Annotated in this window: 12 protein-coding genes and 1 riboswitch; of the genes, 3 read left to right on the top strand and 9 right to left on the bottom strand. The window is 63.6% G+C overall.

Annotation, left to right across the window (positions count from 1 at the left end; all coding sequences use genetic code 11):
• Positions 1-79 precede the first annotated feature (79 nt).
• Positions 80-173, bottom strand: a riboswitch (TPP riboswitch).
• 388 nt (positions 174-561) lie between these two features.
• A complete protein-coding gene (locus IYX23_RS11445; RefSeq protein ID WP_196392766.1) occupies positions 562-1,896 on the top strand; it encodes an outer membrane protein transport protein in 1,335 nt (444 codons plus the stop codon).
• 82 nt (positions 1,897-1,978) lie between these two features.
• Here the strand turns inward: IYX23_RS11445 and IYX23_RS11450 are convergent, their stop codons facing one another.
• The 7 genes from IYX23_RS11450 to IYX23_RS11480 form a co-directional block, all read right to left on the bottom strand.
• Entirely contained in the window at positions 1,979-2,359 is a 381-nt protein-coding gene (locus tag IYX23_RS11450) for a VOC family protein (protein ID WP_196392765.1), read from the bottom strand.
• Positions 2,360-2,378: 19 nt separating this feature from the next.
• Positions 2,379-3,515, bottom strand: a complete 1,137-nt coding sequence (locus IYX23_RS11455) for an Mrp/NBP35 family ATP-binding protein (protein WP_196392764.1) — start codon at positions 3,513-3,515, stop codon at positions 2,379-2,381.
• 51 nt (positions 3,516-3,566) lie between these two features.
• Positions 3,567-3,791: a GDCCVxC domain-containing (seleno)protein gene (locus IYX23_RS11460; protein ID WP_196392892.1), complete on the bottom strand. Its 225-nt coding sequence runs from the start codon at positions 3,789-3,791 to the stop codon at positions 3,567-3,569.
• 11 nt (positions 3,792-3,802) lie between these two features.
• Entirely contained in the window at positions 3,803-4,738 is a 936-nt protein-coding gene (locus tag IYX23_RS11465; RefSeq protein ID WP_196392763.1) for a 2-oxo acid dehydrogenase subunit E2, read from the bottom strand.
• 2 nt (positions 4,739-4,740) lie between these two features.
• Entirely contained in the window at positions 4,741-6,213 is a 1,473-nt protein-coding gene (locus IYX23_RS11470) for a pyruvate dehydrogenase complex E1 component subunit beta (protein WP_196392762.1), read from the bottom strand.
• Positions 6,214-6,225: 12 nt separating this feature from the next.
• Positions 6,226-7,230, bottom strand: a complete 1,005-nt coding sequence (pdhA, locus tag IYX23_RS11475; protein ID WP_196392879.1) for a pyruvate dehydrogenase (acetyl-transferring) E1 component subunit alpha — start codon at positions 7,228-7,230, stop codon at positions 6,226-6,228.
• Between the two features lie 93 nt (positions 7,231-7,323).
• Positions 7,324-8,100, bottom strand: coding sequence for a DUF1499 domain-containing protein (locus IYX23_RS11480; RefSeq protein ID WP_196392761.1), 777 nt, complete (start codon positions 8,098-8,100; stop codon positions 7,324-7,326).
• 214 nt (positions 8,101-8,314) lie between these two features.
• Here IYX23_RS11480 and IYX23_RS11485 point away from each other — a divergent pair, with 214 nt between their 5' ends.
• Together IYX23_RS11485 and IYX23_RS11490 are read left to right on the top strand one after the other, a co-directional pair.
• Entirely contained in the window at positions 8,315-8,527 is a 213-nt protein-coding gene (locus IYX23_RS11485) for a hypothetical protein (RefSeq protein ID WP_196392760.1), read from the top strand.
• 220 nt (positions 8,528-8,747) lie between these two features.
• Positions 8,748-9,056 carry a TonB-dependent receptor plug domain-containing protein gene (locus IYX23_RS11490; protein WP_196392759.1) on the top strand — a complete coding sequence of 103 codons (309 nt, stop codon included), beginning with the start codon at positions 8,748-8,750 and terminating at the stop codon, positions 9,054-9,056.
• Between the two features lie 51 nt (positions 9,057-9,107).
• Here IYX23_RS11490 and IYX23_RS11495 read toward each other — a convergent pair whose 3' ends face one another.
• Complete coding sequence (locus IYX23_RS11495) at positions 9,108-9,677, bottom strand: NUDIX hydrolase (RefSeq protein WP_196392758.1); 570 nt, start codon at positions 9,675-9,677, stop codon at positions 9,108-9,110.
• 171 nt (positions 9,678-9,848) lie between these two features.
• On the bottom strand, positions 9,849-10,413 hold a 565-nt coding region (locus tag IYX23_RS11500), incomplete at its 5' end, for an EF-Tu/IF-2/RF-3 family GTPase (protein WP_246716696.1).

The following is a 10,413-nucleotide window of genomic DNA, read 5'->3' on the forward strand; positions in this document are numbered from 1 at the left end:
CTTCTTCAAGGGAAGCGGACGCTGAGTCAGGAAGACGAAGGAGGGATGCGCTATCATAGCGTCGACGCAGGCGCGCCGCTCGCTCTTTCGCTGGCCTTCCCTACGCCGGCATGACCCGGATCAGGTTCGACGGGTGCTTCTCAGCCGCGCTAGCGGCGCCCCTCGCCATTATGGAAAAATTACCGCGTTCCCGCGCGCGTCGCAAGTTCGCGCGGCGTACCGGCAAATAGCGTCTGACGCCGCTGAGCCTAGACGCTGACGATTTAGAATTTCCAGGCCTGGGGAAGCCTAGAGCGGCCATTGAATACGGGCCGACGCGCGGTCGAAGCCCATCCCGCCATTTGGCGACGATTGCTCTCCGTGTCCGAGGCGACGTGAAAAAGCGCTTGTGTTGCAAAGACGTGACAGGCGGACAAAATCTGCGCCTGTGAAGAGTTATTTACGCTGCACGGCCAGGCGCCTCTGGTAACCTCTAAAACAACGTGAACATGCGTCGGTTCGGTGCGACGGGGCGAACGCCGCCACGCCGTTTGAAAGCGTTGCGCTTCGGGACTCGCCCCAATGAAAAACACTGTTTCGCGCACTTTCCTGTTCGCACTCATGGCCATCGCCGCGCTTGCGCCATCCTTCTCCTTTGCCGCCGACGGTTTTTTTGCGACGGGATACGGCCCGCGGCAGAGAGCGCTTGCCGGCGCCAGCGTGGCCGATGGCCGAGACGGCATGGCCGCCTCGGTCAATCCCGCGACCATTGTTGGCCTTGACCGGCAGTTTGCGTTTGGCGTCGCCGCCAATCTTGCTTATCGCGGTTACCGCACCGAAGGACTTCCGAGGCTCATCGCGGCGGGCGACGTGCACAGCGGTCGTCCATGGACGCCTATCCCCAACTCGGGCAACATTCGTCCAATCGACGCCGACTCCGCGTGGAGCTTTGTCACCTATTCGAATGGCGGCATCAACAGCGCCTATGATGTGAGATATGCTCGGCCGCCGCTGGGTGGACCGTTCGGCGGCGGCTTCGTTGGCCTGGACCTTAGGCAAGCCTTCGCCAGCGTCGATTATGCGCGCCGCTTCCACACGGCGATCGGCCCTATTACGATTGGTCTCGCGCCGACGATCGCAGTGCAGATGTTGAATGTTCAGGGCGTGAAGACGTTCGCGCCCTTTTCAATAAATCAGTGGGAGATGTCAGACATGGGGTTTGACTGGTCCTACGGCGGCGGCTTTCGCTTAGGGTTGCTGTGGGGAATCACGGACAGCCTGCGCTTCGGCTTTTCCGGCTCGACGCCCATGTGGATGTCGCGTTTCGACAAATATTCGGGTCTTCTCGGCGGCCAGGGCAGTTTCGACATCCCCGCCCAATTGCAGGCTGGATTCGCCTACGACATCCTGCCCAACCTTACGCTCATGGCCGATTGGCGACATGTCTTTTATTCCGCCGTTCCCTCTATCGGCAATTCCAACGCGCCCCTGTTTGTGCGCTCGCTCGGCGACAGCGCGGGCATCAGTATGAAGGATACGGATTCGGCATCCTTCGCCGCCGAGTGGCGCGCGACGCCGACGCTGGCGCTTCGCCTCGGTTATCATTACGCCACCAGCTCGCTGATTGCGCGTTCGTTGAACTTTGCGGTGCTCTCGCCGAGCGTGAACCGGCATCATCTCGGAGGCGGTTTCAACTACGCGATCACGAAAAACTCGTCGTTCGATTTTTCCGTACTTTGGGCTTTCAAGAATTCCGTCTCCGCCTTTGAGGCGATCCCGCAGTCAGCAGGGCGGCCTTTTGGCGGGTTCAATCCCGCCGCGACAATCAATGTGTGGGCCTATGGCGGCGCATTTTCAGTCGGCTACAATTACAAGTTCGACCAGGGGGACGATTCCTGGTTCCCGACGCATTTCTGAGCTCCCTGACGGCCGCCGTTGATCGGCCCGCCTGGCGCGCCTCCCTAAAAGGAGGCGCGATTTTTTTTTGGATGCGCCTTCTCTATTCGAGGCGGGTGGCGATCCACCAGGTTGTGCCGCCGGCGTCTTTGACGCCGCCGCGTTTGTCTTCGTCGTGTTTCTGCACGGGCGCCTGAACAGACGCCGCGCCCGCCTGCAACGCGCGCGCATAAGTTTCGTCCACGGAGGGCACATAGACGTGGACGTGCGCTTCGATCGCTGGCCATTGCGGGGCAGCGTCGGCGAGCATGACGACAGTATCGTCGATGCGCGCCTCCGCATGCATCAATCTCCCATCCGCATCAGGAAAGGTTCGAAGCACGGCGGCGTCGAAAACGGCCTGAAGGAATTTGATCGTCGCGGTGGCGTCGGCGACGATCAAATAGGGAGAGACGCTGTTTTGTCCTGAAGGCTTGAAGGACATTTCGAATCCTCCGTCAGTTTCAGCCGACGACGATCTTTGGCGCAGCGCGCTGTTTTTGCGTTTCGAGCAGCGTCTTCACCTTCGCCGCGAGATTGAGATAGACGGCGGCCTGCGGGCTGTCGGGCTCGGCGCCCACGACCGGACTCCCGGCGTCCGAGGTTTGGCGGATCTTGATGTCGAGCGGCGCCTCGCCAAGAAAAGGCACGCCCATCTCTTCGGCGTCGTGGCGCGCGCCGCCATGCGCGAAAATTTCCGAGCGGCCGCCGCAGTGCGGGCACAGGAAGTAGCTCATATTTTCAATGACGCCGAGGATCGGCGCCTCGACCTTCTGGAACATCGCCACGGCGCGGCGCGCGTCGATCAGCGCCAAATCCTGCGGCGTCGAGACGATCACCGCGCCGGCGAGCGGCACCTGCTGCGCGATGGTGAGCTGAACGTCGCCAGTGCCGGGCGGCATGTCGATGACGAGCGCGTCGAGCTCACCCCAGGCGACTTCGCCGAGCATTTGCGAAATCGCCTGCGACACCATCGGGCCGCGCCAGACCATCGGCACGTTCTCGTCGACAAGAAAACCCATCGACATGATCTTCAAGCCATAGGCTTCGAGCGGCGCGAGCTTGCCGCCTTCGACCTTGGGTTTGCCGTTCAGGCCGAAAAGCCGCGGCATCGAGGGGCCATAGACGTCGGCGTCAAGCAGGCCGACGCGCCAGCCCTGAGCGGCGAGGCCGAGCGCGAGATTGGCCGACGTCGTCGACTTGCCGACGCCGCCCTTGCCCGAGGCGACGGCGATGATGAAGCGGATTTTTTCGAGCGCCGGAATTCCGGCTTTTTGCTGAGGCGGCGGCGCGCCGGGCCCAGGCGCATGAGCATGCGCATGAGCTTGGGCTTGAGCCCGAGGCGGCGACGCCTCGGGGCGCGAGGCGCGTTCAGCGGTCAAGGTCACGATCGCCTGCTCAATGCCGGGCGCCGCCTTGATCGCGCGCTCGGCCGCAACTCGCGCCGCCTCCCAGGCCTGCGTCTGGGTCGGATCGCCGGCCAGCGATACGAAGGCCTTCGCGCCCGATAGGTTGACGCCGCTCACCGCGCCGGCGAGCGGCGCTCCGCCCGGCCCGTAGAGCCCTTCCAGAGCCTTCAAAATGTCAGCTTCCGTCGCCACGCGCCGCTCCCTGCCTGTTTAGAGCTGTTCCAGGCAAGCCATATGCCGCGATTAGGGACGCGCGTCCATGGCACGGCCGCAGCAATCGTCCTCCTTCTGCACGGGCGGGCATGGCACGTCGCCATAGGAGCAGAACACGCAGCAGTCTCCCGTCTTTGGCGTCAGCCGCGCGCCGCAGCCGGCGCAGACATGCACGACGACGCAGGCGTCCTGCGGCATATCGAACATTTCCGCGCGCGCGCAATGCGGACAGGTGAGGGTCGACTGAAGCTGCAAGTCGACCTCTCTCAGGCGAACATCATCGCCGGATGTTCGATGACATGTTTGAATTCCGCCAAAAGCTCGGCGCCGAGCGCGCCGTCGACGGCGCGATGGTCGCAGGACAGCGTCACGCTCATCATTGTCGCCACAAGGGGCGCGCCGTTCTTCACGATCATGCGCTGCTCGCCCTGCCCGACCGCCAGGATCGTCGACTGCGGCGGATTGATCACCGCGGTGAAACTCTGCACGCCATACATGCCCAGATTGGAGACCGCCGACACGCCGCCCTCATATTCATGCGGCTTCAGCTTGCGCGCGCGGGCGCGGCCGGCAAGCTCCTTGATCTCCTCGGAAATCTCGCGAACTGATTTCGCCTGCGCGTTACGGATGATCGGCGTCACGAGGCCGCCAGGAATCGACACGGCGACGCCGATATCGGAGGATTCGTGGCGCAGCAACGCGTCCGGCGTATAGGTGACATTGGCTTCGGGCTTTCGCTGCAGGGCGATGGCGAGCGCCTTGACGACGTAATCATTGACGGACGTCTTCCATGTCGGTTTGCCATCCGAGGCGAGCGGCGCGGCGGCGTTGAAATCCTCGCGCAGGCGCAGCAGCGCATCGATCTCGCAGTCGACGTTGAGATAGAAAAGCGGAATGGTCTGTATGGCCTCGGTCAGCCGTCTCGCGATGGCCTTGCGCACATTGTCATGCGGAATTTCTTCGTAGGAGCCGGGTTCGAAGAATTTGCGCGTAACGTCCGCCGAAGGGGCTGCGGCGAGCGGCGCCGCCTTCGTCGTCTCTCCGCGCGCGAGCGCCGATTGGACGTCGCGTTCGATGATGCGGCCGTGCGGCCCGGAGCCTTGGAGGGCAGAGAGATCGAGGCCGCCCTCCTTCGCCAAACGGCGCGCGAGGGGCGAAGCGAAAATGCGCGGCGCGCCAGTGTCTGGAGTGACGAGCGCCATGACTAAGACCTGTAAAGGACGGCCTTCGCCGCCGTGACGACGTCCGCCACGCTCGGCAAAGCGAGCTTTTCGAGATTGGCGGCGTAAGGCATCGGCGTGTCCTTGCCGGTGACGCGCAGCACCGGCGCGTCGAGATAGTCGAAGGCCTCTTGCTGCACGCGCATCGCGATCTCGGCCGATATTCCGCACTGCGGCCAGCCTTCTTCGATCGCGACGCAGCGGCCGGTCTTCTTGACGGACTCGATGATCGTCGCCGTGTCCATCGGCCGCAGCGTGCGCAAATCGATCACCTCGGCGTCGATCCCCTCTTTGGCGAGTTGCTCGGCCGCCTGCAGAGCATAGGTCATGCCGATCGAGAAGGAGACGAGCGTCACATCCTTGCCCGGCCTTGCGATGCGCGCCTTGCCGATCGGCAAGACGAAGTCCTCCAGCGCCGGCACTTCCGACGTCTTGCCGTAGAGAATCTCATTCTCGAGAAACACGACTGGATTGTCGTTCCGGATCGCGGCCTTCAACAGGCCTTTCGCGTCGCTGGCGTTTGACGGCGAAATCACGATCAGCCCCGGCACCTGCGAATACCAGGCGGAATAATCCTGGCTGTGCTGAGCGGCGACGCGCGCCGCCGCGCCATTCGGCCCGCGAAACACGATCGGACAATTGATCTGTCCGCCGGACATGTACAGCGTCTTCGCCGCCGAATTGACGATGTGGTCGATCGCCTGCATCGAAAAATTGAAGGTCATGAATTCGACGATCGGCCGCAACCCGGCGAACGCGGCGCCGACGCCGACGCCCGCGAAGCCATATTCGGTGATGGGCGTATCGACGACGCGCCTGGCGCCGAATTCCTGCAAGAGACCCTGCGTGACCTTATAGGCGCCCTGATATTCGGCGACCTCTTCGCCGATCACGAAGACGCTCGGATCGCGCCGCATCTCTTCGGCCATGGCGTCGCGCAAGGCTTCGCGCATGGTCATCGACACCATCGTCGTGCCTTCGGGCACCTCCGGCGCGACGCGCGGGGACGGCTGCTCGGCGACGCTCGTCGCCTTGGGCGCGGGCGTCGCGGCCTCGACGGCGGCTTTGGTCTGCGCTTTGTTGGCTTCTCCCGGCTGGTCCTGCGGCGCAGTCTGGCCGCGCGCCGACGGCGCCGCCTCGGCCTGCTTTTGCGCCTTGTCCTCTTCGCCGACGCGATCGACCGGCGCGTGGTCGGCGGTGTCGGCGACCTCTTCGCCCTCCTCGGCGATCACCGCGATCGGCGTGTTGACGGCGACATTCTCGGTGCCGCCCGGAACAAGGATGCGCGTCAGCACACCTTCGTCGACGGCCTCGACCTCCATCGTGGCCTTGTCGGTCTCAATCTCAGCGATGACGTCGCCGGCTTTCACCGCGTCGCCTTCGCTCTTCAGCCATTTGGCGAGCTTGCCCTGCTCCATGGTCGGGGAGAGAGCGGGCATGAGGACATTAACGGTCATTCAATCAATCTCTCACGCCAGCACGTCCGTCCACAATTCGCTCGGGTCCGGTTCCTTGTCCGCAGTGGCGAAATCTGCGGCTTCGGCGACGATCTTGCGCGCATTGGCGTCGATCTTCTTGAGTTCGTCCTCGCTGACGCCGTCGGCGATCAGCCGCGCGCGGACCTGCTCGATCGGATCATGTTCCTCGCGCATCTTCTGGACTTCTTCCTTCGAGCGGTATTTCGCGGGGTCGGACATCGAGTGGCCGCGATAGCGATAGGTCTGCGCCTCTATGAGATAGGGGCCGTTGCCGTTACGGCACCATGCGATCGCTTCGTCCGCCGTGGCCTTGACGATTCGCACGTCCATGCCGTCGATCTGCTTGCCGGGAATCGCGAACGCGGCGCCGCGTTTCGAAAAGTCGATCTGCGCGGAGGCGCGGGAAATTTCCGTGCCCATTGCATAACGGTTGTTCTCGACGATGAAGACGACCGGCAGTTTCCAGAGCGCCGCCATGTTGAAGGCCTCATAGACTTGGCCCTGGTTGGAGGCGCCTTCGCCGAAAAACGTCAAAGATACGCGGCCGTCGCCGCGATAGGCGTTGGCGAAAGCGACTCCCGCGCCGATCGGCGCCGGCGCGCCGACGATGCCGTGCCCGCCGTAGAAATTCGCTTCGCGCGAAAACATGTGCATCGAGCCGCCCTTGCCCTTGGAATAGCCGCCGCGCTTTCCGGCGAGTTCCGCCATGACGCGTCTGGGCTCCATCCCTGAGGCGAGCATATGTCCGTGGTCGCGGTAGCTCGTGGTGAACTGGTCGCCGTCACGGGCCGCCATCTTGACGCCGACGACGACGGCTTCCTGGCCGATGTAGAGGTGGCAGAATCCGCCGATGACGCCCATGCCGTAAAGCTGTCCGGCCTTTTCCTCGAATCGCCGGATGAGCAGCATGTCGCGAAAGGCGGTGAGCTCCTGCTCGCGGGTGAAGGGGGGAATCGTGGGCGCGCTTGCTGGAACGACGCCGCTTTCCTCGACCATTTCACCGCTCCCGTCGCTAAGCTTCGCCATGCAGAGTAATCCAAGACGCCGATGAAAACGAGCGTCTCGCCTGCCTTCAATTTGGGGAGCGCGCTAGCGCGCGTCGAGTTGCGACTGGAGTTCCTCGGCGAACGCGGCGATTCTTTTGGCGTTCACGCCAAAGTCATGGCGTCCGTAACGCGACGCTGAGCGCAGATCGATGCGCGTCTGGCCGGGCAGCGGCTTGAAGCGGACGGTGATGTCGTCGTCAAATCCCATGACGAGCGTTTTGTCGATGAAATCGATATGGCCGTCGCCGCTGCGTCCACCCGGCGGCCGCTTGTCGACGAGCGTCCAGCCGCGGGCTTTGGCCGTTTTCAGCACCAGAGCATAGGCCTCGTCCGTGTCGAGATCGACGACGATCGGTTCGACATCGGGATAGGCCGGCCGCTGCGCCTCCCGCGCGCGGGACGGGAGACCCGGAGGCTGGAAGCCGCTGCGCGCCTCGAAGGCGGCTTTGGAGAAGGAGAAATAGGGAGGATCGGCGACGTCCGTCGAAATGTCGGAAAGCACCGGCAGACGCACCGCCTCGAAAGCCAGATAGGCTGGGTAGCCCAGCGTCAACGCCGCTATGACGAAGGCGGTCGCCGCTGCGCCCGCCCCGCGCCGTCCTGTCCGCCAAATCACGTTGCAAGCGGCGCAAAACAAAAGCAGCGCGATCAGCGCCAAGGCCATGGCGCCGCCCAGCGACGCGAGCGCAGACGCCGGGTCAAGGGCGCCAAGTCGCCCCAGAACAATCGCCAAAAGCGCCACCGTCGCGGCGAAAATCGCGAACCGTCGGCTCCACAGCGCGACTTTCGACCAGGGCTCGGGCGGAAGATGACGTCGCATCGGTTCAAAGACTCGCGTGACCGCCGCCAAGGGGCCAAGGGGCGGCTCGGGCGCATTTTTCGCAATTTTGCGGCGAATGCAACGGCTCTCGCGCATTTGAAAAAAAGTCGGGCATGCGCCGCGTCAGCGCCGGTTCCTTAGCGGCTCGTTAACTTGCGAAGGACAATCCTAGGAAAGCGTCCCTTGAGTTCCCCTCCTGTCGTCGAGCGCACCCATGTCCGACAAGTATTCCGTCGAGTTTAACGAACCCCAGTCCGGCGGCCATCCCCATGACCTTCTCGCGCGGCTTTACCGCGAGATCGGCATTTCCGCCGTCGCCGCGGCGCTCGAGGTGGAGCAGTTCGCTCAGCAGCCGACGGTCACGGTCGAGCGCCTCGACGAGCGCCGCCTGCCCGCGGTGCTTCTGGGCGACGAACTCGCCGCCTGAGGCTCCAAGCCGCGCGACCGCTTTAGAGCGCTTCCCGATCACCTGGAATCATGTGATCGATAAGGAACCGCTCAAAATCAAAGTATTAGAGCAGGTTCTCATCGAAAAAGTCTGTCAACTTTTTCGGAACCTGCTCTACACGGCCTTGCGGCTGCCGTTCGCTGGCTTGCTTCCTTACGACTCCGGATCCTTATATGCTTCGGGGCAGGAGGACTACGCCATGCGCAAGGCTGTCGCCCTATTCCTGCTCATCGTCCTGGCCACGGTTGGTCTGACGACCGCCGCCGCTGCCGACGTGCGCGTGCGCGGCGCGCACGCCAGGGTTCATCGCGTCGCGCCGCCGCCGCAATATACTGACGACGGTTATTTCGCAGACTATGTGACCGGACCGACGGGGGCTCCAACCCCCGTCATGCAAGTGCCGGGCTCCACCAGCGTCATCACGCGAAAAATGATGAACGACTTCCAGTCGCGCAATCTCTGCGACGCGCTGCGGCTCGCGCCGGGGGTCAGCGGCGGAGGCTGTTAGAGGTTCGCCGTCATTCGCATGTCGGCTTACGTCGGCCTCCGGTCGCGCGCGTCAGTCGAAGAGTTCAGGACGGCGAATACGCAACGCCTGAACCAGCGCGAGCGTTTTCATGTCGACGATGCCATCCGCCGCCATCAGCTCGGCAAGTTCCTTGAGGCCCAGTTCGACGACGCGAACCTCTTCGTCTTCATGCGCGACGCCGCCGCCGTCGCCGACGCGATCCTCGGCGCGGTATTCGGCGAGATAAAGCGTCATGCGCTCGGTCGAGACGCCCGGCATCGACCAGGCGGTCGCGACATGCTCAAGCGCGCCGAGCCGCAATCCGCCTTCTTCGAGCGCCTCGCGTTTCGCCGTGGCGGCCGCGTCATCTTCGCCCTCGACGAGACCGGCGATCGCTTCGAGCGACTCCGTCGCGCCGACGGCGACCAGCTCTGCGGCGCGCAGCTGCGCCACGAGCAGCGCCGTCTTGCGCAGGGGATCGTATGGGAGCACGGCGGCCGCGCAGCCGTGGTCCTCGACATCGCGCAGCAAGATCTTTCCGTCTGGCATGCGGATGGTCGCGATCGACATCGTCGCCCAGCGCTGGTGCGTGCGTTCAAGTTTGACGACCGAAGGCTTCATGGCGAACTTAATCTCTTGCCGCTATCTGAAATTGAATAGACCAAAAAAAGGGGCAAGAGCGCGGCTCCTGCCCCTGTTGTCTCAGCGCGCGTCAGCGGTTACTCGATGATGCTGGCGACGACGCCGGCGCCGCATAGGAATGCGGTTGATCGCATTCCGTCGTCGCATCGATCATTCAATGATCGATGCGACCACTCCAGCTCCAACCGTTCGGCCGCCTTCGCGGATGGCGAAGCGCAGCTTCTCCTCCATGGCGATCGGCACGATCAGCGCGACTTCCATCGTCACATTGTCGCCCGGCATCACCATCTCCACGCCCTCGGGCAGCGTGACGATGCCGGTCACGTCCGTCGTGCGGAAGTAGAATTGCGGGCGATAGTTGGTGAAGAACGGCGTATGACGGCCGCCCTCTTCCTTGGTGAGGATATACGCCTCAGCCTTGAACTTCGTGTGCGGCTTCACCGAGCCCGGCTTGCACAGCACCTGGCCGCGCTCGACGTCCTCGCGCTTCGTGCCGCGCAGCAGGCAGCCGACATTGTCGCCCGCCTCGCCCTGGTCGAGCAGCTTGCGGAACATCTCGACGCCCGTCACCGTCGACTTCGTCGTCGGACGGATGCCGACGATCTCGACTTCCTCGCCCACCTTGATCACGCCGCGCTCGATGCGCCCCGTCACCACCGTGCCGCGGCCCGAAATCGAGAACACGTCCTCGACCGGCATCAGGAACGGCTGATCC

Origin of the sequence: Methylocystis sp. L43, assembly GCF_015709525.1 — a bacterium.
Classification (GTDB): Bacteria; Pseudomonadota; Alphaproteobacteria; order Rhizobiales; family Beijerinckiaceae; genus Methylocystis.

Coding starts and splice junctions, on each gene's coding strand:
- IYX23_RS11470 (WP_196392762.1), bottom strand. CDS start 6,213: ATGACCGTTAATGTCCTCATGCCCGCTCTCTCCCCGACCATGGAGCAG.
- IYX23_RS11495 (WP_196392758.1), bottom strand. CDS start 9,677: ATGAAGCCTTCGGTCGTCAAACTTGAACGCACGCACCAGCGCTGGGCG.
- IYX23_RS11485 (WP_196392760.1), top strand. CDS start 8,315: ATGTCCGACAAGTATTCCGTCGAGTTTAACGAACCCCAGTCCGGCGGC.
- IYX23_RS11490 (WP_196392759.1), top strand. CDS start 8,748: ATGCGCAAGGCTGTCGCCCTATTCCTGCTCATCGTCCTGGCCACGGTT.
- IYX23_RS11465 (WP_196392763.1), bottom strand. CDS start 4,738: ATGGCGCTCGTCACTCCAGACACTGGCGCGCCGCGCATTTTCGCTTCG.
- IYX23_RS11480 (WP_196392761.1), bottom strand. CDS start 8,100: ATGCGACGTCATCTTCCGCCCGAGCCCTGGTCGAAAGTCGCGCTGTGG.
- IYX23_RS11450 (WP_196392765.1), bottom strand. CDS start 2,359: ATGTCCTTCAAGCCTTCAGGACAAAACAGCGTCTCTCCCTATTTGATC.
- IYX23_RS11445 (WP_196392766.1), top strand. CDS start 562: ATGAAAAACACTGTTTCGCGCACTTTCCTGTTCGCACTCATGGCCATC.
- pdhA (WP_196392879.1), bottom strand. CDS start 7,230: ATGGTCGAGGAAAGCGGCGTCGTTCCAGCAAGCGCGCCCACGATTCCC.